At 61.4% G+C, this 22688-nt stretch carries 17 protein-coding genes and 2 pseudogenes; 11 read left to right on the top strand and 8 right to left on the bottom strand.

Annotated features, from left to right (window positions below):
* Nucleotides 1-5: 5 nt before the first annotated feature.
* From OKW45_RS10105 to OKW45_RS10085, 5 genes are all read right to left on the bottom strand, one after another.
* On the bottom strand, nt 6-1250 hold the full coding sequence (locus OKW45_RS10105; RefSeq protein ID WP_429467733.1) for an ROK family transcriptional regulator: 1245 nt from the start codon (nt 1248-1250) through the stop codon (nt 6-8).
* A gap of 42 nt (nt 1251-1292) precedes the next feature.
* Nucleotides 1293-2096 (bottom strand): ATP-binding cassette domain-containing protein, encoded by an 804-nt coding sequence (locus OKW45_RS10100; RefSeq protein ID WP_026226333.1) that lies wholly within the window; start codon nt 2094-2096, stop codon nt 1293-1295.
* Nucleotides 2097-2116: 20 nt separating this feature from the next.
* A complete protein-coding gene (locus OKW45_RS10095) occupies nt 2117-3106 on the bottom strand; it encodes an ABC transporter permease (RefSeq protein ID WP_018423405.1) in 990 nt (329 codons plus the stop codon).
* Nucleotides 3107-3203: 97 nt separating this feature from the next.
* On the bottom strand, nt 3204-4208 hold the full coding sequence (locus OKW45_RS10090) for a sugar ABC transporter substrate-binding protein (RefSeq protein WP_429467730.1): 1005 nt from the start codon (nt 4206-4208) through the stop codon (nt 3204-3206).
* 120 nt (nt 4209-4328) lie between these two features.
* Complete coding sequence (locus OKW45_RS10085; RefSeq protein ID WP_429467728.1) at nt 4329-4550, bottom strand: hypothetical protein; 222 nt, start codon at nt 4548-4550, stop codon at nt 4329-4331.
* Nucleotides 4551-4658: 108 nt separating this feature from the next.
* Between OKW45_RS10085 and OKW45_RS10080 the strand changes: the two genes are divergently transcribed.
* Nucleotides 4659-5867: an MFS transporter gene (locus tag OKW45_RS10080; RefSeq protein ID WP_429467726.1), complete on the top strand. Its 1209-nt coding sequence runs from the start codon at nt 4659-4661 to the stop codon at nt 5865-5867.
* 73 nt (nt 5868-5940) lie between these two features.
* On the opposite strand, the gene OKW45_RS10075 is transcribed toward OKW45_RS10080, so the two are convergent.
* The gene (locus tag OKW45_RS10075; RefSeq protein WP_429467723.1) at nt 5941-6984 is read right to left on the bottom strand and encodes a LacI family DNA-binding transcriptional regulator; all 1044 of its coding nucleotides are present in this window, start codon (nt 6982-6984) and stop codon (nt 5941-5943) included.
* Nucleotides 6985-7177: 193 nt separating this feature from the next.
* On the opposite strand from OKW45_RS10075, the gene OKW45_RS10070 reads away from it, so the two are divergent.
* The 5 genes from OKW45_RS10070 (at nt 7178) to OKW45_RS10050 (ending at nt 13577) form a co-directional block, all read left to right on the top strand.
* The gene (locus OKW45_RS10070; protein ID WP_429467721.1) at nt 7178-8344 is read left to right on the top strand and encodes an ABC transporter ATP-binding protein; all 1167 of its coding nucleotides are present in this window, start codon (nt 7178-7180) and stop codon (nt 8342-8344) included.
* Between the two features lie 20 nt (nt 8345-8364).
* Nucleotides 8365-10344: a beta-galactosidase gene (locus OKW45_RS10065; protein WP_429467718.1), complete on the top strand. Its 1980-nt coding sequence runs from the start codon at nt 8365-8367 to the stop codon at nt 10342-10344.
* 85 nt (nt 10345-10429) lie between these two features.
* Nucleotides 10430-11683, top strand: coding sequence for an ABC transporter substrate-binding protein (locus tag OKW45_RS10060; protein WP_184007362.1), 1254 nt, complete (start codon nt 10430-10432; stop codon nt 11681-11683).
* A 57-nt stretch (nt 11684-11740) separates the two neighbouring features.
* On the top strand, nt 11741-12715 hold the full coding sequence (locus tag OKW45_RS10055; protein WP_429467715.1) for a carbohydrate ABC transporter permease: 975 nt from the start codon (nt 11741-11743) through the stop codon (nt 12713-12715).
* Nucleotides 12716-12725: 10 nt separating this feature from the next.
* Nucleotides 12726-13577, top strand: a complete 852-nt coding sequence (locus OKW45_RS10050; protein WP_429467712.1) for a carbohydrate ABC transporter permease — start codon at nt 12726-12728, stop codon at nt 13575-13577.
* A 297-nt stretch (nt 13578-13874) separates the two neighbouring features.
* Here OKW45_RS10050 and OKW45_RS10045 read toward each other — a convergent pair.
* Nucleotides 13875-14675 (bottom strand): annotated as a pseudogene (locus tag OKW45_RS10045) (hypothetical protein); the annotation flags it as partial.
* A gap of 602 nt (nt 14676-15277) precedes the next feature.
* Between OKW45_RS10045 and OKW45_RS10040 the strand changes: the two are divergent.
* From OKW45_RS10040 to OKW45_RS10025, 4 genes are all read left to right on the top strand, one after another.
* On the top strand, nt 15278-17761 hold the full coding sequence (locus tag OKW45_RS10040) for a type VI secretion system Vgr family protein (RefSeq protein ID WP_429469328.1): 2484 nt from the start codon (nt 15278-15280) through the stop codon (nt 17759-17761).
* A gap of 42 nt (nt 17762-17803) precedes the next feature.
* Nucleotides 17804-19249: an N-acetylmuramidase family protein gene (locus OKW45_RS10035; RefSeq protein ID WP_429467710.1), complete on the top strand. Its 1446-nt coding sequence runs from the start codon at nt 17804-17806 to the stop codon at nt 19247-19249.
* Complete coding sequence (locus OKW45_RS10030; protein WP_429467707.1) at nt 19209-19925, top strand: hypothetical protein; 717 nt, start codon at nt 19209-19211, stop codon at nt 19923-19925. Before OKW45_RS10035 ends, OKW45_RS10030 begins: the two co-directional genes overlap by 41 nt.
* A gap of 74 nt (nt 19926-19999) precedes the next feature.
* Nucleotides 20000-20632: a hypothetical protein gene (locus OKW45_RS10025; RefSeq protein WP_429467706.1), complete on the top strand. Its 633-nt coding sequence runs from the start codon at nt 20000-20002 to the stop codon at nt 20630-20632.
* 129 nt (nt 20633-20761) lie between these two features.
* Here OKW45_RS10025 and OKW45_RS10020 read toward each other — a convergent pair.
* Nucleotides 20762-20872 (bottom strand): annotated as a pseudogene (locus OKW45_RS10020) (carbohydrate ABC transporter permease); the annotation flags it as partial.
* Here OKW45_RS10020 and OKW45_RS10015 point away from each other — a divergent pair.
* Entirely contained in the window at nt 20870-22639 is a 1770-nt protein-coding gene (locus tag OKW45_RS10015) for a DUF2345 domain-containing protein (protein WP_429469325.1), read from the top strand. The pseudogene OKW45_RS10020 and the gene OKW45_RS10015 sit on opposite strands and share 3 nt — an antisense overlap.
* Nucleotides 22640-22688 lie beyond the last annotated feature (49 nt).

Raw genomic sequence — 22688 nt, 5'->3', positions numbered from 1 at the left:
ATCGCTCACCGCTCGTCATAACCCGTCTCCGACGCCGCCGGCTTCAGGAACAGCTCATGAACCGGCGCGAAATGCGCATATAGCGGCAGAATCGCACCGCCCATCGCGCGGGCGTCGGCGCCGATCGCGCCTTCGAGCAATTGCGGCCGCACCATCCCTTCCCATTCGAAACGATCGAGCACGCGCTCGGTGCGACGAATGATCTCGCGCAGCAATAGCCGGTCGAACTCGCCGTCGATCACGACGGCTTCGAGATCGAGCAACGCGGCCGCATTGGTTAGCGCGTTCGCGATCGCCGGGCACGCGGTGTCGAGCCATCGCTCGGTATGCCGCCACAACTCGGGCGACAACGCGCGATGATCATGCGCCGCGGCCGCCGGCGCGCCCGCATCGCTGAACAGTTGTTCGAGTACGAAGCCCGATGCCGCGTGCAGCAACTGCCGCGCGGGTTTGCGTGCGCTGCCTTCGCGCAGCGGGATCGAACCGACCGCGCCCGCGTTGTCGTGCGGACCGCCATGCAGACGTCCGTCGATCACGAGACCCCCGCCGATGAACGTGCCAACGAACAGATACAGGAAGTTGTGGATGCCGCGGCCCTGGCCCATCACGAGTTCGGCCGCGCACGCGGCCGTGGTGTCTTTGGCGAACTCGACGGGCAGGCCGGTTATCGTCGCGATGCGGGCGCGCAGATCGATGTCGTTCCAGGCGTCGAGCGCGTCGGGCGGCGCGCCGAGAAAGTCGCGCCAGCCGCCGAGCCACAACGGCGCGGCGACACCGACGCCGACCACCTTGTCCGCCTTCGCGCCGAGCGTCTGGTTCACGCGCGCGAGTTTGGTTTCGAGCGCGGGGAACAGCGCGCGCGGATCGGGATACGCATACTCGAATACGTCGCGGCATACGATGCGCCCGGCGAAGTCCATCGCGAGCACGTCGAGACTGCGGCGTCCGACCTTGATGCCGATCGTGTACGCGCCGTCCGCGCACAACGCGATCGGCACCGACGGCTGGCCGATCTTGCCGCGCAGGCGCGCGTGCTTTTCGAGCAGGCCGTCGGCGATCAACCGGTCGACGATCATCGACACCGTCTGCATCGAAAGACGCGTGAGGCGGCCGACCTCGGCCTTCGGCAGTGGTCCATGCAAGCGGATCGTTTGCAGCACGATGCGCTCGTTGAATTGCCGCATGCCAACCTGATTCGAACCGACCGTGCGTTTGACCGGCGAACGCCTGCTGGTGCTGGGGGTGTCCATTGTCGTGTACCGGCCTCGTGGCTCAGCGGATTGAGCGGCGCGTCATGCGATCGCCTTCACGTCGGCTGTCTTCGCGCCGGTCATGATCGCGACCGCTTCCGACATGTGCACATCCTTCGTATTGACGAGCGCCGCGCGCCGGCCGAGCCGCTGGATATGGATGCGGTCCGCGATCTCGAACACGTGCGGCATGTTGTGGCTGATCAGAATTACCGGCAGGCCACGCTCGCGCACGCGCCGGATCAGTTCGAGCACCATGTTGCCTTCCTTCACGCCGAGCGCGGCGGTGGGCTCGTCCAGAATCACCACGTGGCGCGCGAATGCCGCGCTGCGTGCAACGGCGACCCCCTGGCGCTGGCCGCCGGACAGCGTTTCGACCGCCTGGCGCATCGAGCGGATGCCGATTTGCAGATCCTTCATGGCCGCGGTCGCTTCCTCGAGCATGCGGCGCTTGTCGATCATCTTGAACAGCGAGCCGCGCCAGCCGGGCTTCAGCAATTCGCGGGCGAGAAACAGGTTTTCGGCGATGCTCATCGCCGGCGCGACGGCGAGTTCCTGGTACACGGTCTCGATGCCTTGTGCGCGCGCATCGAGCGGACTGCGGAACTTGACCGGTTTGCCGTCGAGCAGAATCTCGCCTTCGTCGGGCACCGTGGCGCCGGAGAGTGCCTTGATCAGCGACGATTTGCCCGCGCCGTTGTCGCCGATCACCGCGAGGATCTCGCCGGGCAGCACTTCGAAATCGCAACCGTCGAGCGCGGTCACGTTGCCGTAGCGTTTGACGAGCCCGCGTGCCTGCAGAACCGGCATCGGAGCGGACGTGGAAGGGGAGGCGGAGGTCAACATGAGAGGGCTCCTGTGCGGGATCAACGGCCGCGGTGCGAGAGTTTATCGGCGGCGACCGCGAGAATCACGAGGATGCCGGTGATCAATACCTGGTACACCGAGGAAACACCGATCAGCGTCAGGCCGTTACGGAATACGCCGACAATCAGCGCTCCAAGCAAGGTGCCGACGATCGAGCCGCGTCCACCGAACAGACTCGTGCCGCCGAGCACGACCGCGGTGATGCTGTCGAGGTTCTCGGTTTGCCCGGCCTGCGGATCGCCGACACCGGTGCGCGCTACCGACAGCAGCGCGGCGATGCCGTAGATCGCGCCGGCAAGCGTGTAGACGGTCAGCAGAATCCGCTGCGACGACAGGCCCATCAGTCGCGCGGCCTCGGCGTTGTTGCCGAGCGCGTACAGATGCCGGCCGGGCACCGTGTCGCGCAGCACGAACCACGTGGCCAGATACATCAGCAGCGTCAGCACGGTGCCGTACGTGACTTCCGCCGGTCCGAGCCTGAACGTGCTGCCGAGGAACATGATCGCATCGGGCAGGTTCGACACGCTTTCCGCGTTCGAGTAGATCTGCGTGAGCGCAAACGCGATGTTCAGCGTACCCAGCGTGACGATGAACGCCGGCAACTTGATGCGCGTGATCAACAGACCGTTCAGTAAGCCGAACAAGGTGCTGGCGCCGATGCCGCACAGAATCGCGAGGATCGGCGGCACGCCGAGCACGACCGCGAACTTCGTCATGATGATCGAGCCGAAGGCCATCACCATGCCGCAGGACAGATCGATGCCACCGGTCAGCACGATCAGTGTCTGGCCGATCGCGATGACCGCGACGACCATCGTCTGTTGCAGGATCAGCGACAGGTTCTGGAACGATAGAAAGCGGCTGCTCTGCGAGATAAAGAATGCGCAGGCCAGTACCAGCGCGATCAGCGGTCCGATTTCGGACAGCGACGGCAGGTGCTCGGTGAAAGACGGGCGCGGGCGGCCGGCGGGCGCGGAAGGGGTCGACATGATGGCAGTCCTCGGTACATGAGCGTGACGTGAAGGTCACGCGGCAAATCAATTGGCGGCCCGGTGCGACGCGCAATGGGCCGCTGTGCAATGCGTGTTACTTGTTGCCCCAGCAGTTGTCGAGGCCGAACTTCGTGTCTTTGCTGTCGATGCCGGACATCGGCTTGTCGGTGATCAGCGTGACGCCGGTGTCCTGATAACCGGACACCTTCTTGCCGGTCTTCGCGTAGTCGACGCCGGCGGTGACGCCGAGCGCGGCCATCTTCAGCGGATACTGCTGCGAGGTCGCCGCGATCGCGCCGGCCTTCACGTTGCGTACGCCTTCGCAACCGCCGTCGATCGACACGATCATCACGCCCTTGTCCTTACCCGCTGCCTTCAGAGCGCGATACGCGCCGGCCGCGGCCGGTTCGTTGATCGTGTAGACCACGTTGATGTCGGGCGCTTTCTGCAGGCAGTTTTCCATCGCCGTCTGACCTTTCGCCTGATCGCCGCGGGTGTCCTGGCTGCAAACGATCGACGGATCGCCTTCCTTGACGCCGAAGCCTTCGAGGAAGCCGTTGTGGCGCAGCACGCCGACCGACACGCCCGGCGCGAGATCGAGCGTGGCGATCTTCGCGGGCTTGCCGTTCAGCGCGGCCTTCGCATATTTGCCGATCAGCACGCCGGCCTTGAAGTTGTCGGTGGCGAACAGGGCGTCGGTTGCGTCCTGCGGATCGGTCGGCGTATCGAGGGCGATGACCATCACACCGGCCGCGCGTGCCTTCTTGATGCTCGGCACGATCGCCTTGGTGTCGCTCGGCGTGATCAGGATTGCTTTCGCGCCGGCCGTCATCATGTTTTCGATCGCGGTGACCTGACTCGCATTGTCGCCGTCGAACTTGCCGGCGGCCGTGACCAGTTTCGCGCCGTCTTTCGAAGCGGCCGCGTCCGCGCCCTGGCGCATCTTGACGAAGAACGGGTTCGTATCGGTCTTCGTGATCAGGCCGATGACGGGCTGGTCGGCGGCCTGACTCGCGCTTGCACACCACAGCGCCGCTGCCGCGGCGCACATCGACGCGATTGTCCTGGCGACAGGACGCCTGTGGGAATTCAGATTCATGAGACGCTCCTCCGGTTATTGGCAACGACGTATGGGACTGCAAATAGATCGAAACTGCGAAGCTGCGGGCTTGACGTTTGGCGATGGCGCTTCGACGTAATGTGGTCCGAAGGAAATCGCCTAAATCACTTTGGTTGATTTAGTACAGCAGGCGCGCGACCGCTCGTCAAGGAAATGTGAAGCGCGGAAATTCGCCGCGCCGCGAACCGCGTGCAGGCTGATAGCCTTGTGTGGTAACGCTTTGGCGCTGTGTTGCAGTGCGAAGCGGCGCTTCTCGGCTTGGGGAAAGTCCTGGCCCATATGAAAGCTGATTGAAATATAAACGATGGTTTTTCCACGCAATTCGCGGTGCGTAACGCGCTTTTTCGGTGGGCGCTGAATGTTTGCGAGAGGTTGCGGCGGAACAGCGCTTGCTCGCCTCGACAGAATGCGAACCTTTCGGAGAGACCCATGCCTTCGCACTGGTGGCAGCGACGACTCGGCTCCCGCGCATCGCTGATCGCCGCCGCCCTCGTGATCGGCGTTCTGTACGCGGGCAGCACGATGGTCACGCCGCTTTATCCGCTCTATCAACGCCGGTTCGGCTTGTCCGATCTGACGATCACGCTCGTGTACGCGACCTACGTGATCGGCAATCTCGGCGCTTTGTTTCTATTCGGTCGCGTGTCCGACCAGGCCGGGCGCCGATCGGTCAGTCTGCTCGTGCTCGCAGCCGCGATCGCGAGCACGATGTGTTTTCTGTTCGCCACGCATGCGACGTGGCTTTTCGTCGCCCGAGCGGCGAGCGGCCTTGCGATCGGCGTCGGTGCCGCGACGGCGACCGCGTGGATCGCGGAATTGCACGCCGGCGCCGACAAGGCGCCCGCCAGCCGTCTTGCCGCGGCGGTCAATCTGGCTGGGCTCGGAGTGGGACCGCTGCTGACCGGTCTGCTCGCGGAATTCGCGCCCTGGCCATTGCGCACGGTGTTCGTCGTTTATCTGTCGACGCTTCTGGTCACCGCGGCGTTGGCGGCGCTCGCATGCGAAACGGTCCAGGCGCGCGCCCGGACGTTTGCACAGGTGTCGTTCGCGCCACGCATCGGCGTGCCCGCGCAATTGCGCGTGGCATTCGTCGTGCCTGCCGTCACCGCATTCGCGACCTTCGCGCTGCTCGGCTTTTTCGCGGCGCTGTTGCCCAATCTGATCGCGAACAGCATGCATCTGCACAGCCCCGCGCTGAGCGGGGCGCTCGTCGCCGAACTGTTCGCCGCGAGCACGATCACCGTGATGGTCACGTCGAAACTCGCCGCTCGCACCGCGATGTTCGCCGGACTGTGGCTGTTGCCGCCGAGTCTCGCGTTGCTGCTGTGGGCGCAGGTTGCCGCGTCGATCGTAGTGCTGAGCGCGGCGACGGCGCTGTGCGGCATCGCCGCGGCGCTCGGGTTTCGCGGCAGTTTGCAGGAGATCAACCGGATCGCGCCCGCGGACCAACGCGCCGAATTGCTATCGGCGTATCTGCTCTGCTGTTACACCGGCAACTCGTTGCCGGCGGTCGGCATAGCGCTGCTGTCGACCCGGGTCGGACATTTGTGGGCGAACGTCGCGTTCGCGGCGGTTTCCGCGGTATTGGCCTGCATTGCGTTGGCGGTCGGTGCGCGCCGGCCCCGTCACGCGAGTTGACGCGCGGCAAGCTGGCCGAGCCTGGTCCAACTGCTACGGACTGCAACGTTGCGGCGCGGCTGTAACCGCCACATCAACGCGAACGCGGTGCGGCCGTCGATGCGCGCACGACCAGCTTCAGCTCGGACGAAATCCGCATCGGCACGTGCGCCGGCAGGTCCCGCGCGGCGCGTCCCGGCTGTCCGTAGGAAGTCTCGATCAGCTCGCGCAGCAGTTCCACTGCAAGTCCGGCGACCTCGACCGTCGGCACCGCCACCGTCGTCAGTGCGGGGCGCGACTCGCGCGCGAGCTGGATGTCGGTGATGCCGATCACGGACAGATCGTCCGGCACGCGCAGGCCGAGATCCGCGGCCGCGTGCATCGCGCCGAGCGCAGGCAAATCGTTGGTCGCGAAGATCGCGCTTAGTTGCGGATCGGCTTCGAGCAGCGCGCGCGCCGCCAGGTAGCCGCCGTGGATCGTGTCGAGCGCGTGCCGCACGCGATTTCTCGTCACACCGGCCGCGCGCAACGCGTCGACGAAACCTTCGTAGCGCGCCGCGTGAATGCCCGACGCCTTGCTGCCGACGATCGCACCAAAGCGCCGATGCCCGAGCTCGAGCAGATGCTCGCCGGCCAGTTGGCCGGCCAGCCGGAAATCGACCGCGACGCACGGCAGCCCGGGCGGCTCGGTGGGCCGCTCCCACATGCACAGCACGACCGGCGTGCCGCGCGCTTCGGTCTTGTGCAGATCGGCGAAATCGAGGTTCGCGTTGGTCACAAGCACGCCTTCGGACAAGGTGCCGGCGATCTGGTCGAGGTACGCGCGGCCGCTTAGCGGATCGTCGTTGGTATTGCAGATGATCACGAAGTGGCCGCTCGTGCGCGCAGCGCGTTCGACCGCGAGCGCGAACTCCGGATAGAACGGATTCGCGATGCTCGACACCATCAGCGCGAGCGTCGGCGCACGGCCCTCGGCGAGCGCGCGCGCGGCGAGATGCGGGCGATAGCCGAGCGCCGCGACTGCCTCGAGCACACGTTGCCGGGTCGTTTCGCCAACGCGGCCGCGATTGCGCAGCACGTTGGACACCGTGGCTGGCGTGACGCCGGCATGACGCGCGACTTCGCTGAGTGTGGGCATGATATGGTCAGTATTTGGGATGGCTGTCCGACATTTGCGTCGCGGCGCGAGGCGCGGCAACATCTGTCGTCAAACCAAGGTACAAAACGATATCGGAGACAGACCCAACGATCGCTTGCGATCGATTTTTCGGTCACGCTGATTAAGCGCTTAATCTCCGACTTCGCGCCGATTAAATCACGGAGTCGATGCAATGGCGAGCATTTCGTTACGAGGCGTGCAGAAGGCATATGGCGACGGTGCGCCGGTGATTCGCAACGTCGATCTGGACATTGGCGAAAACGAGTTCTGCGTGTTTCTCGGCCCCTCAGGTTGCGGCAAGTCCACGCTGCTGCGCATGATCGCCGGACTCGAAGATGTGACCGACGGCGACCTGTCGATCGGCGGCAAGATCGTCAATGACGTGCCGGCCGCGCAGCGTGGCGTAGCGATGGTGTTCCAGAGCTATGCGCTGTTTCCGCACATGAGCGTGTTCGAGAACATGGCGTTCGGCCTGAAACTCGCGAAGACCCCGAAGGATGAAATCGAGCGCAAGGTGCGCGAAGCCGCGCGCATCCTGCAACTCGAGGCACTGCTCGAGCGCAAGCCCAAGGCGCTGTCGGGCGGGCAGCGGCAGCGCGTCGCGATCGGCCGCGCGATCGTTCGCGAGCCCGGCGTGTTTCTGTTCGACGAACCGCTGTCCAATCTCGATGCAACCTTGCGCGGACAAACGCGCGTCGAAATCGCGCGTCTGCATAAGCAGTTTGCGAAGGCGAGCGTGGTCTACGTGACGCACGATCAGATCGAAGCGATGACGCTCGCCGACAAGATCGTGCTGCTGCATTCGGGCAAGGACACCGAGCGCTACGGCAGCATCGCGCAAATCGGCGCCCCGCTCGAGCTGTATCACCGCCCGAAAAGCCGCTTCGTGGCCGGCTTTATCGGCTCGCCGCGAATGAATTTCCTGCCGGGCAAGGTGGCGTCACTCGATGCGCAGGGCGTGCTCGTCACGCTCGATCACACCGGCGAGAACGTGCGCGTGCCGGTCAGCAGCGCCGGATTGCAGCCAGCGCAGCCGGTCACGCTCGGCGTGCGTCCCGAGCATCTCGAGTTCGTCGATGCAGCGGCCACGACGAATGAGGGCGTGTCGCAAGACGGCGCGCTCGCGCGCACCGTATCGCTCGTCGAGCAGCTTGGCGAACACAGCTACGTGCACCTCGATCAACCCGGCGGCGCCGTTCTGATCGCCAAGGCGCCCGGCAACACGCGCCTCGCTCCAGGCGATCGCGCGAGCCTGCGGGTGCCGTCCACGGCCTGTCATCTGTTTACCGAGGACGGTTTCGCGGCCGCGTCGCTCGAATCCGTCGAACACTACGCTTGAAAAACATTGGGGACATAGGGATGCGTCTTGGAGTCTGTTATTACCCGGAGCACTGGCCCGAGTCGATGTGGGACGACGATGCGCGCCGGATGAAAGCGCTCGGCATCGAGCAGGTGCGGATTGCGGAATTCGCCTGGAGCCGGATCGAGCCGACTCCCGGCGAATACGACTGGGGCTGGCTCGATCGCGCCGTCGACGTGCTCGGCGCGGCTGGCCTGAAGGTCGTCATGTGTACGCCGACCGCGACGCCGCCGAAGTGGCTGATCGATCGTCATCCGGACATCCTGCCGGTCGGCGCCGATGGACGTCCGCGCGGGTTCGGCTCGCGGCGTCATTACGACTTCTCGTCGCCCGCGTATTTCGAGGCGTCGCGTCGTATTTGCACGGCGGTGGCCGAGCGTTACGGCAATCATCCGGCGGTCGCTTTCTGGCAGACCGATAACGAATTTGGCTGTCATCACACGGTGGTCAGCTATTCGCCGGCCGCGGTCGCGCGCTTTCGCGAATGGCTGAAGGCGCGTTATCGCACGATCCAGGCGTTGAACGAGACGTGGGGCACAGTGTTCTGGAGCATGGAGTACCGCGGCTTCGAAGAAATCGACGCGCCGGTCGGCACGGTGACCGAGGCGCATCCTTCGCATCGTCTCGACTACCGGCGCTTCGCATCCGACGAAGTGGCGCGCTACAACCGTATGCAGGTCGAGATCATTCGCGCGCATTCGCCGGGGCGGCCGGTCGCGCACAACTTCATGCAGCTCTTCACCGAGTTCGATCACTACAAGGTCGCGGCCGATCTCGACGTCGCAACGTGGGACAGCTATCCGCTCGGCGCGCTAGAAGAGCAGTGGTTCGCGCCGGACATCAAGGCGCGCTGGTTGCGCACTGGTCATCCGGACTTCGCGTCGTTCAATCACGACGTGTATCGCGGCATGTCGAAGCTGCCGTTCTGGGTGATGGAGCAGCAGCCGGGACCGGTGAACTGGGCGCAGTGGAATCCGGCGCCGCTGCCGGGCATGGTGCGGCTGTGGAGCTGGGAAGCGTTCGCCCACGGCGCGGGCTGCGTGTCGTATTTCCGCTGGCGTCAGGCGCCGTTCGCGCAGGAGCAGATGCATGCGGGCCTCAATACGCCCGATAACCGGCTCGACGTCGGCGGTAATGAAGCATCGCGGGTGGCGTCGGAAATTCACGCGGTGCTCGCCGCGAGTGCCGACGCGAATGCGTCGATCCGCTCGAAAGTCGCGCTCGTCTACGACTATGAAGCGAAGTGGTTGTTCGAGATTCATCCGCAGGGCGCGGACTTTCACTATCCGCGGTTCGCATTCGAGTACTACTCGGCTTTGCGCGCGCTCGGACTCGACGTCGATGTCGTACCGGCCGATGCATCGTTCGATGGTTATAGCCTCGTCGTCGTGCCGCCACTGCCGGTCGTGCCCGACGATTTCGCCGAACGTCTCGCACGCTCGGGCGCGCAGGTCGTGTTCGGTCCACGCACCGGCTCGAAGACGCGCGAGCTGCGGATTCCGGCGAATCTGCCGCCTGGCGCATTGACGTCGGTGCTGCCGCTGCGCGTGTGGCGCGTCGAATCGATGCGGCCGAACGTGACCGAAGCGGTGGTGCTCGAACAGCAGGGCGGTGCCGCCGAGGGCTTCGCGCGACACTGGCGCGATTTCATCGACAGCGATGCATCATCTTCATTCGACGTGCGCGCGCGTTTCGCGGACGGTCACCCCGCGTACGTGCGAAGCGGCGCGTATCACTACTTTGCGAGCCTGTTCGACGACGCCTTGACCGTGCGCCTGTTCGCGCGTATCGCGCAGGAAGCGGGCCTCGAAACGCAGGCACTCGGCGACAGCGTGCGCATCAGCCGTCGCGGCGGACTGACGTATGTGTTCAACTATGGCGATCGAACCCACACGCTCGACGACATTTCCGACGACGCATTCGTGATCGGCTCCCGGGAGGTGGCGCCGCAAGGGGTAGCGGTCTACCGCTCGCAATAGAAGTCCGGCCTTGGCGATTCCACGCAGTCATTCGATATAGAAGCGACAACGACGTAAAAACCATGGAATGAAGGAGACAGTCAGGATGAAACTGAAACCACGCAAGATTCTGTTGGCGCTCGCGCTGGCCGCGGTTGCCGCGGGGACCTCGGTCGTCGGCACCGCGCAGGCGGGCACGCTCGCGCTGAACATCGCATACAAGGGCGCGGGCCAGCGCGCGGTTTGGCAGCAGGTGGTCGACGAGTTCAAGAAGGCGCATCCCGGGGTCGACGTGAAGGTATCGTTCATCGATGAGGAAGCCTACAAGGTTCAGTTGCCGGGTTGGCTTTCGACTGTCGCGCCAGATATCGTCAACTGGCACGACGGCGAGCGTATGGCGTATTACGCGCAGCGTGGCCTGTTCGAGGATCTGACCGGCGACTGGCAGAAGAACGGCTGGAACGACATGTATGCGTCGACGAAGGAAGCATCGTCGTACAAGGGCAAGCAGTATGCCGCGCCGACCGTGTACTACTCGTGGGGGATGTTCTATCGCAAGGACCTGTTCGAGAAGGCCGGCATCAAGGGCGAGCCGAAAACGTGGGACGAGTTTCTCGACGCCGCGAAAAAGCTGAAGGCCGCCGGCATTGCGCCGATCGCGGTGGCGGGCCGCGATGCCTGGACGCTGGCCGGCTGGTTCGATTATCTCGATCTGCGCCTGAACGGCAATGCGTTTCACCAGAAGCTGATGGCCGGCGAAATTCCGTACACCGATCCGCGCGTGAAGAAGGTCTATACGACGTGGAAGCAACTTATCGACGACGGCTACTTCATCAACAATTCACTGTCCTACGATCTCGACGCGGTGCAGCCGTTCCTGTTCCAGGGCAAGGCGGCCATGATGCTGATGGGGACGTTCATTGCGGCGGGTTTCCCGGAGAACGTGAAGCCGCAAATGGGGTACTTCCAGTTCCCGATCATCGACTCCAAGGTGCCGACCGCCGAGGATGGACCGGTCGAATCGCTGCATATTCCGTCGAAAGCGAAGAACAAGTCCGATGCACACACGTTCCTTGCGTTCGTCGAGACGCCTCAGATCGGTGCGCAACTCGCAAAGGGACTCGGCTCGTTGTCGGCGAACAGCAAATCGCCGGAACCTGAAGATCCGATTTCGAAGATCGGCTTCCAGATCCTGTCGAACACGAAGGGCGGCATTGCGCAGTTCTACGATCGCGACATGACGAAGGAAATGGCCGATGAAGGGATGAAGGGGATGCAGCAGTTCGTCTCCGATCCGTCGAAACTGGACGACATCCTCGCGCAGCTCGAGCAGACGCGTCAGCGTATCTACAAGAAGTGAGCGGCGGCGGCCGCAAGGCCGCTGCCCGATGCATCGGATTGGATCGGGAGATTGATCGTGTCGCATTCCGTCAGCCGTCATAGCGTCGATGGTCCTGTTGAACCCGGCGGCTCGGGCTTGCCGGCGTCGGGCGGTGCGCTGAGCGGCGCGTCCGTCGCGTCGCGCCGGCGCGGCCCCACGCCGACCGCACGGCGGCAGCGGCGCGCCGCGTTCCTGTTTCTCGCGCCGGCCTGCTTCATGGTGGCCGTGTACGTGGTGTGGCCGATCCTCTCGACGATCCGCCTGAGCTTCTTCAACTGGGATGGGATGACCGAGCCGACCTTCGTCGGCCTCGCGAACTACATCGAGCTGGTCCATACGCCCACGTTCTATACGGCGCTCAAGAACAACCTGATCTGGCTCGTGCTGTTTTTGCTCGCACCGCCGACGGGCCTCGCCGTCGCGCTGTATCTGAATCAGGCGGTGGCGGGCATCCGCATCGTCAAGTCGCTGTTTTTCGCGCCATTCGTGTTGTCGGGCGTCGTGGTCGGACTGATCTTTTCATGGTTCTACGATCCGACCTTCGGCCTGCTCGCGATGATGCTCGGCCACGGCGTGCCGGTGCTCGGCGATCCGCGCTATGCGACGCTCGGCATCGTGTTCGCGGCGCTGTGGCCGCAAACCGCGTACTGCATGATTCTTTATCTGACCGGCTTGACCACGTTGAACGCCGAGCAGATCGAAGCTGCGCGAATGGAAGGCGCGCAGGGCTGGTCGATGCTCTGGCATGTCATCCTGCCGCAGTTGCGGCCTACGACGTTCATGGCGATCGTCGTGACGATCATCGGCGCGCTGCGCAGCTTCGATCTGATTTCGGTGATGACGGGCGGCGGTCCGTTCGAAAGCTCGACGGTGCTCGCCTATTTCATGTACGACCAGGCGATCAAGTACTACCGCATCGGCTATTCGGCGGCGATCGCGGTGGTGCTGTTCGGCATCATGCTCGTGTACATCGTCTATCACTTGCGGCGGATGCTGCGCGCCGAGCAATGAGGAGCCGCTGATGTTTCCGATTTCAATCGACAAATGGAAGCCGGCCACGCGCCGCGCATACAAACTGACGTTGCCGATTGCACTCGTGATCTGGCTGTTGCCGATGATCGCGGTGCTGGTCACGTCCGTGCGTTCGACCGAAGAACTTAGCGAGGGCAATTACTGGGGATGGCCGAAGCACTTCGCGATGTTCGATAACTATCGCGAGGCATTGACGACGTCGCCGATGCTGCATTACTTCTGGAATAGCGTGCTGATTACGGTTCCTTCCGTAGTGGGCTCGATCGCACTCGCGGCGATGGCGGGCTTTGCATTGGCGATCTATCGCTTTCGCGGCAATTCGACGTTGTTCGCGACGTTCGTCGCGGGCAACTTCGTGCCGATTCAGGTGTTGATGATTCCGGTGCGGGATCTGTCGTTGCAACTCGGTCTGTTCAATACCGTGAGCGCGCTGATTCTGTTTCATGTGTCGTTCCAGACCGGCTTTTGCGCGCTGTTTCTGCGCAACTTCATCAAGCAGCTGCCATTCGAGCTGGTCGAGGCGGCGCGCATCGAAGGGGCGAACGAGTGGACCGTGTTTTTCAGGATCGTGCTGCCGCTGATTCGTCCGGCGCTCGCGGCTTTGGCGATCCTCGTGTTCACGTTCGTGTGGAACGACTATTTCTGGGCCTTGTGTCTGACGCAAGGCGATGACGCCGCGCCGATCACGGTCGGCGTGGCCGCGCTGAAAGGGCAGTGGACGACCGCGTGGAATCTCGTTTCGGCAGGATCGATTCTGGCGGCGCTGCCATCGGTCATGATGTTCTTTGCAATGCAGAAGCATTTCGTCGCGGGCCTGACGTTTGGCGCGACGAAGGGGTGATGCTGTTCACGCGTGGCGCTGCCGCGTAGAGAAGGGTTGCCCGCGGAAGCGGGCTTTTTTTCGGCGTGGCGAACCGCTGCTCGCACGCTGACTTCTCGATCAGCGCTTTTCAGCTGACGCCGGGTTGACCCGCTGCATAACGGCATTCAACGCCGCGCGCGCACTATCGAGAGGCCGCTTGCCTTCGCCGACTTCGCTCGCGAAGTCCAAGTTCTGCTACCGGTATGGCTGCTACCCGTATCAACCATCGAACGAGGCCTTCCAGCCTGAAAACAGGAAGGAAGGCGCTTGCCGCTGTCAGGCCGGATCAGCGTACTTCAGCGTCCACGTCAGCGTACGGCTGGCGCCGCCCGACAACGCGAACGGGTTGGTCGTACAGGCGAAGTTGGAGTGCAACTGTCCAATCGGCGTGGTCGACAGCGGGTTCGTCGCACCGTTCACCGTATCGAACTGTGACGGCGCGCAACTATCGAAATCCATGGCGGCGTAGTTCGTCGCGGGGCTATTCGTGTAGCTGACCGAGTAGCCGTCGCTATTCGCCGTCGTGTACAACGCGTTCTTGGCCGCTTGCCTGAACTTCGCGGTGTCGAACGTGACGACCACCTGACCATTGGTTTCCTGCACGTTCAGATTCCTGTAGTACGTGACCGGGATATAGGTTTTGCCGTTGTACGTGACCTGCGGAATCATCAGCGCATAGCCGAGGTCAGTCGTGCCATACGCGAGATTGTCCGAGAACGGCGCCGGATAGTACGGCGTGTACGAGTTGTAGTCGGGCGCCTGGCTCAGGTTCAGGTTGATCACGCGCTTGCCGTCGCGCACCGTGATCAGCGCGGCGCTATACGGATGCGCGGTATCGCTCGGCTGGTTGTACCAGGTCAGCGTGTAGTGCGGGAAAGCGTCGAGGTAAGACTGCATGTCGGTGTCGGACAGCGGCGCCTTGCCGTTGAAGCCGAGCTTGTCCCACCACGCGTTCACGTACATGTACTGATGCAGCAGGCTGAACTTTTCGCCCATCACGCGCGGCTTGCTGCGATACGAGTCGGTGCCGCGGCCCTTGACCCACATGTTGACGGACGGCGTCGGCAGCGCCGGGTCGTTAATCGCAACGCCGTCAAAACAGCGACGGCTCAGGTGTGGAAGCCTGAAGAGTTGAAACCCGCACGCCTGCCTATGCAGGTGTGCGTCTGCCTTCGTGCGTCTGTCTATCTGTGGGCGGGCCGTGGCAGGGAGACCCGGAAGCGTCTGCCGGTTTGTTTTCAACGCCGGTCTTCCACCCCTGCCACTGTGCCCGCCCCCCATCTTTGCGGCAACGGGCGGGCCTTCTTTTACTCCAACGAAAAAAGAAGGACACAACATGAAGAAAAGCGATCCCCCGCGACGCCTGCGCCTTGTTGCTGGGTGTCGTGCTGATTGTCTTGTTTTTCTTTGACAGGCGGCAGGAAGTGTCAAGTCGCTTGCCAGGCGAGGGCGACCGGAGCCGTTCTGATGCGCAATGAATCACATGTGCCGGATTTTCTTTAATGATTGTCAAGATGCGCCTATCTCACATTGTTTCCGTTGACCTCGCGAAATCTAAATGGTTAGTTAACGGGTTTTGCAGCCAATGCTGTGTCGCTGGTCTTTTCAAGGAGCAGGGAGTGGCAGAATTCGACCCGTTAAGCCAGGGTATCACGGGACGCCAGGCGTACCACCTGTCGGTGCCAGGCACCGACAGCGCGTCAGCCTTATCGGTCGTTTCGTTCACGGCCACCGAGACGATGGGCGAACCCAACGTCGTCCATATCGAGTTGACCCACCCGCAGCAACTGCTGCGCTCTGACTATCTCAACCTCGATGCGGTGTTCACCATCGTGGCCGTGGACGGGACCGTACGGAAGTTCTCGGGATTCATCGCGCGCTTCTCGACGGTGCAGACCACGAAGGATTTCGTCAATTACGAAGTTGTCCTGAAGTCGCACTTCGGACGGCTTGAGGCCGTCACGACCACCCAGCCTTACCAGCACCTCACGACACCGCAGATCATCCAGGCCGTCCTGGGCCGGCACGGTATCCCGGCTCACCTGATGACGTTCCGCCTGCGCCGCCAGTATCCGGTTCATGCGTGGCGTTTCCAGTACCAGGTGAATGATCTGGCCTATGTCCAGATGCTGATGCAGAAGGCGGGCATCTACAGCTATATCGTGGAAACGGAACATGGCGACATGACCGTTTTTGCCGATGACATCGACCACTACCGCTACGACGAGCCGCAACGGATTGTGCCTTATCGCGAGGCGGCGGGACTCGAAGCGGACGGGGTGGAAGCCGTCACGGCCATCAGGACCCATACCGTGACGGTGTCGCAATCGTTCATGGTCGCCGACTACAACCCGGACGCCGCCTGGGAGCGTTTGCGCGACACGGCGAATGTCGCGCCAGGCGACCCGACCACCTACGGCCAGCCGTACCTCTATGGCACGAACCACCTGGACCAGGCCGGGGCCAAGTGGGAGGCGCAGCTTAGGCATGAGGCGGCGATTGCGCGCCAGGTCGTGTATGAGGGCGAGAGCAACGTGCTTGCGTTGCAGTGCGCGAGCGTACTCGAAACGGATATCGTGCTGCCCGATGCGCCCAAAGGTCAGGTCGTGATCGAGGTCACGCACAGCGGCGCGCGCGACGCGTCCTACACCAACAGCTACAAGGCGATCCCTGCCGACCGGCGTTTCCGGCTGGAACTGAAGCCCGAAACCTGGGCAAAAATTCCGGGAACGCTGTCCGCACGTATTTGCAGTCCGGACAAGTACACCTATGGCTACCTGAACGCGGCGGGCTATTACGTGGTGCGCCTTGATGCCGACTTTGGCACCTGGCCCAACGGCGGTGAGAGTGTGCCGCTACGTCTCGCGAAACCGTTCGCAGGCAAGCTGCAAACCGGCATGCACTTCGTTGCGCTGGATAACGACGAAGCCGTGATTTCCTTCAGGGACGGGGACCCGGACAAGCCGGAAATCACGGCTTTCCATCACCACAGCCAGGCGCGCGACCTGGTGACGAACGACCGGCGCTGGCTGTCGCGCAACACGATCCGCACACAGAAGAACAACAAGCTGCGCATGGAAGACTGGGAGGGCCAGGAAGGCGTCAAGCTCAGCACCGAACACTCGGGCAAGTCGCAGTTGAATCTCGGCTACCTCGTCAATCACAAGCTCGAACACCGGGGCGAAGGGTATGAGCTGAGATCGTCGGGCTGGGGGGCGCTTCGCGCAGGCAAAGGCATGATGGTCACGACCTATGACCGTCCCGGCGCGACCGGCAAGCAGCTCGACATGCAGGAGACCATGGCCGAGCTTGAGAGCGCGCTGGAGCTTGCCAAGGCGCTCGCCGCAACCGCCAGCAGTGCGAAGGCCGAGCCTGCCGACACTGACGCGCAGCAGCAGATGAAGGACGATCTGGACGGCCTGAAAAATCCAGGCCTGCTAATGAGCACGCCCGCGTCGGCGGCGCTTGTCGCGGGCGGCGGCGTGCAGTTGTCGGCGCAGGGCGACATTTCGGCAGTGGCCGGAAAGAATGCCGACTGGAGCGTGGTCAAGCGATTCACGGTCGCGGCGGGCGAAAGGATATCGCTGTTCGCGCAGAAGTTCGGCATCAAGATTTTTGCGGCGAAAGGTCCCGTGGAGTTCCAGGCGCAGAGCGATGCCATGTCATTCATTGCGGACAAGGATGTGACCGTTGCCAGCGTCAATGGAAAGGTCAACCTGTCCGCGGCGAAGGAACTGATCCTCGAATGCGGCGGTGCGTTCATCCACATGAAGGACGGCAGCATCACCCTGGGTGGCCCGCTCGACCTGTTCATCAAGACGATCACGGTGCAGAAGAAAGGCAAGGCATCGATGCGCAATCCCGTATCGCTTCCGCCTGTGCCAATTGAGCAGAACGCGGACGAACTGTATACGCAGACGTTTGATGCGAGTACGGTTGCCGCCAATCTGGGGGATGGACTGGCTCTCAATAGCCAGCCGTACCGTGTCTACCTGCCAGATGGCACACTCAAGCAGCAGGGCGTGCTGGTCGAAGGCTCGACGTTTAGCGTCAGCACAGCGGAATCGGTAAAGGTCAGGTGTGAAATTGGCGCCGGGAATTGGAGCGTGGTCGAAGACGCCTACGACCATGAAGAACCTGAAAACGATCCGGCGCAGGTTTGAATATCTACCTTCTCTTTTAAAGTGACTTGTCAAGGCGAATAAATGGCACATCCGCATCACGCTCCCGCTTCCGCCCCTACCAGGGCTGCACCGTCGCCCTTTGTGGAAGTGACAATCGTGTTCAGGGATACCTTGAAAAAGCCGATTGAAGGACTGTCGGTACTGGTTAAGGCAGGGGCGGGCGCACCGCAAGCGCCTGAATGGAAATTTGGGTCTGCGGAGGGCAGCGACGGCCCCTGGTTGAGCAGAAGATACGCACCTAGTGAAGCGTCTGCGGCGGAGGCAGCGTCGGTCCTTGGTGGAGCATCGGCATCCGCGCCGGATGCTTCCGCGCCAACGGTAAGCAACAGGGCGGAAGTGGTTACAGACGCTAACGGATATGCCGTGACAATCCAGAACGCCGCGCGTAACCAGCCAATTGCTGTCTGGGTAAAGAACCGGAGTGGGAAGTACGCGTTGAAGGCGACAGTGACGCCCAAAAAGGATATCAGCGCGTTCACCGTTGTCAGTCCCGAGTATCACCTGGAAGCGACGACGAAGCTGACGCCGAAGGATGAACTTGAGCAGGATCTGGATTTGCCGGTTGTGAAGGAAGGCGAGGTCATGACCATCGAACGCCTCGTTAAGGATTTTGGCCCATACATTGGCTGGTCGCAGAAAGTAACCGAGCAGGGTGAGGTCAAAAAAGATTTTCCGACGCGCAAGAAGGAGGTGACGGAAGATGAACGGACCCACAAGAAGAAAACGAAGATTACCATCGAGCACCATTACAAGGTGGTAGACACTGGAGCGCCAAGAACGGTTGTGCTGAATGTCCTTGGGTCCAGACTAAATTATCCGAATCCAGCGACGTTTTCTGAAGATCAGTATAAAAATATGGCAACTCAACTGAATGTTGAGGTTGCTGCTATCAAGGCGATTGTTGAGCAGGAGTCACAAGGTCACCCTTATTTGGAGAATGGCCTTCCGGCGATACTGTACGAGCGACGACATTTTTTTGATCTTGCGGTAAAAAAGCGAAACGCGAGTGATAGAAGTGAAGGCGGAGCGAATAAACAGCGAGGAAAGAAGAAGACTGCTCCTGTCGAAAATCCATATCCAGGCTTTCCAGAGCTTTGCTTTTCGAGTGGAGATAATTACGGGCCTAGTGGGTTGCATCAATATGAGAAGCTAGTCCGGGCCGCGAAACTTGATTTTGAAGTGGCTTTGATGGCTTGCTCTTGGGGAGGGTTTCAGATTTTGGGCGAGTATTACTCTTCGTGTGAATGTACAACGATTTTTGAGTTTGTTAATAAATTTATTTCGGGCACGGATGGGCAAGCGGAGATATTTGTTGCGTTCATGAAAAATGTCAAACCAAACTGCGTCAAAGGTCTGCAGACTCATAATTGGGGACAAGTCGCGGATGCATACAATGGCACGAGCTGGCGTACTAAGAACCCAAATTATGCAAGCAACTTGGCAAAATATTATGATCAATTCAAATAAATTCATCGTGAGCATTGCAGGATTGTATCTATCGATTGCAAGCGCATATGCTGGCAAGGCTGTGTTATTTGATCAACCAAATTTGATCGGATTTCGTGATGGTGAGGTTGTTTCCGGGTTTTATGACGGGGAAAATGCAAAGTTTTCGTGTCTTTTTTTCTTTTTTCAAAATGGAAGAGAATCACAGACTTCGAAAGCCACGGGATATACAGAAACAAAATTATCAACATTCGCGCCAGGCGAAAACTCGTTTGAATTTTCCAATCGAGATCGGACATTTGATATCGACGGAAATTTATACCGCCGCGAGAATGAATGGATAGTCAAGACGGCAACCGCCCAGGCAGGATGTGAGAATGCGACGGGAACATTCACTTTCGATCCCAATGATTTTCGTGCCACCAGCTATTATTCTGAAAAGGAAATTCCAGCAATCGGCATTTGCCTTGTAAAAGAAAAGTCGTATTTATATGACTACCATGACGGAAAATTTACTATGCGAAAGGGGTATCTAACAAAATGGAACGGCGTCATCGTATTGCAGACGCATGACCAGTTTTCTTTAGTCCGTTTCGCGGACCCGCGAATGAATGTCGAGAATCCAGGCCGAATAACAACCGGCTGGGTCCACTCCGCCGACCTCGTGAACCCCTTCCCGGCAGCGAGTAAGCAATGATTGATTTCATTTGTTTTGGCGAAACCGCCAACATAACAAAGCCACGAACAGTGCAAATACTGGGAGGATAGTGAATGGGCACATTCCGCACGCGGGACCCGGTTGCCTACGTGATCATGTTCGAGAAGGACGATGGAGAACGCCGCTATCACGGCAGCGAATTGTCGGATGGACAGGTGGCGCTGCGCTGCTACCCGTCGCCTTTCGATGCACTGCTTGATATTTCGCGTAATCCCGCAGTCGTTGTTGGGCGAGAACAATCCATCGTCATCCATCCGGTCGATGCGCTGCGGCCGGAAGCGGGGGGTACACCAGGCGACCGGCCGGTGATCGCCTGCGTTCATGTCGCGTGGCGGGCGTGTTCCGGCAAACTGCTGATTCGCCCGGACGGCATGCCGGATGCCGTGCTGTCCACCTCGCCTGAACTGGAGTCAGGGGGCACTGTACGGAAACTGCCAGGCGGGCTGCTGCGTCTGGTTGATGAAATTCATGAGCAGGCAGGGCTGTTTGCCTGGAACGAAACAGTGAATACCTTCTCGGACTGGAGTGAACGCGACCTGCGGGCGCTGGCGCATCAGGCGTGGCGGGACGCGCCGACGATGGAAGCGGATCGCGCGAACCCCGGTTTTGACCAGTTCGCGCTTTACGACCCGGAGTTCCGGCAATGGCACTTCGTTCAGGCGGATGAGGTCATCGCATCAGCCTGACGTTCTGATGCCCGTTACGCCGCCTCCGGCAGCGCGGCGCTTGCTCGGGGCCGAGGTCGTAGACCCGTTGAAATCCGGCATGGAATCCCTCAACCCTTCTCTACGCGGCAGCGCCACGCGTGAACAGCATCACCCCTTCGTCGCGCCAAACGTCAGGCCCGCGACGAAATGCTTCTGCATCGCAAAGAACATCATGACCGATGGCAGCGCCGCCAGAATCGATCCCGCCGAAACGAGATTCGGACCCATACCGTGACGGTGCCGCAATCGTTCATCGTGGCAGACTACAACCCCGAAAGCGCCTGGGAGCGTTTGCGCGACACGGCGAATGTCGCGCCAGGAGACCCGATCACCTACGGCCAGCCCTACCTCTATGGCACGAACCACCTCGACCAGGCGGGGGCAAAGTGGGAGGCGCAGCTCCGCCACGAAGCGGCCATTGCCCGCCAGGTGGTCTATGAAGGCGGGAGCAATGTGCTGGCATTGCAGTGCGCGAGCGTACTCGAAACGGATATCGTGCTGCCCGATGCGCCCAAAGGCATGGTGATTATCGAGATCACGCACAGCAGCGCGCGCGACCAGGCCTGGTCGAACACCTTCAGGGCGATTCCCGCCGACCGCCGTTTCCGTCTGGAACTGGAGCCGGAAAAATGGGCCAGGGTAAGCGGCACACTCAGCGGGCGGATTTGCAGCCCGGACAAATACACCTATGGCTATCTGAACGCGGCGGGCTACTACGTGGTACGGCTCGACGCCGACTTCGGAAGCTGGCTCAATGGCGGTGAGAGCGTGCCGCTGCGCCTGGCGAAACCCTTCGCGGGCAAACTGCAAACCGGCATGCACTTCGTCGCGCTGGATAATGACGAAGCAGTCATCTCCTTCAGGGACGGCGACCCGGACAAACCGGAAATCACGGCTTTCCATCACCACAGCCAGGCGCGCGACCTGGTGACGAACGACCGTCGCTGGCTCTCGCGCAACACGATCCGCACGCAGAAGAACAACAAGCTGCGCATGGAGGATTGGGAGGGCCAGGAAGGCGTCAAGCTCAGCACCGAACACTCGGGCAAGTCGCAACTGAATCTCGGCTACCTCGTCAATAACAAGCTCGAATACCGGGGCGAAGGGCATGAGCTTCGCACATCCGGTTACGGGGTGAATCGCGCGGGTAAGGGAATAATGGTCACGGCGTATGACCGTCCCGGCGCCAGCGGCAAGCAGCTCGACATGCAGGAGACCATTGCGCAGCTGGAAAGCGCGCTGGCAACCGCAAAGGCGCTCGCCGCATCGGCCGCGAGCGCGAAGGCCGAGCCTGCCGACACCGACGCGCAGCAGCAGATGAAGGATGATCTCGACGGCCTGAAAAAGCCGGGCCTGCTGATGAGCACGCCTGCGTCGGCGGGCATCGTCACGGGCGGCGGCATGCAGCTTTCGGCGCAGGACAACATTTCGGCCGTAGCCAGGAAAAATGCCGACTGGAGTGTGCTGAAACGCTTCACGGTCGCGGCGGGCGAAAAGATATCGCTATTCGCGCAGAAGTTCGGCATCAAGATTTTTGCGGCCAAAGGCCCCGTCGAGATTCAGGCGCAGGGCGACGCAATGTCATTGATCGCGGACAAGGATGTGAACGTTGCCAGCGTCAACGGCAGCGTCCACATCGTGGCGAAGAAGGAACTCATTCTTGAATGCGGCGGCGCGTTCATCCAGCTCAAGGACGGCAGCATTACGCTGGGCGGGCCGTTCGACCTGTTCATCAAGACCATTACGGTCCAGAAAAAGGGCAAGGCAACTTTTGCGGAATCGGTGAACTCCTGGGGCCACGCGAAATTCGACGAGCACTTTGCCCTCACGTGGCCGTTTGACAGAGCGCCCATTGCCAATCGCAAGTTTTCCATTACACGCGCGGATGGCACGGTAATTCACGGCATAACTGACGCAGAAGGCAAAACCGACTTACAAAGAAGCATGCTCGTTGAAGGTATGCAACTGCGTATCCACCGTGACTAAGCGGCCACTCATTACCGTTCGCTTGGCAGGGTCAAGCACCGTCATTTGC

It is taken from the genome of Paraburkholderia lebeckiae (assembly GCF_050436225.1).
GTDB classification, from domain to species: domain Bacteria; phylum Pseudomonadota; class Gammaproteobacteria; order Burkholderiales; family Burkholderiaceae; genus Paraburkholderia; species Paraburkholderia tuberum.
This window is presented reverse-complemented; position numbering and strand designations above follow the sequence as displayed.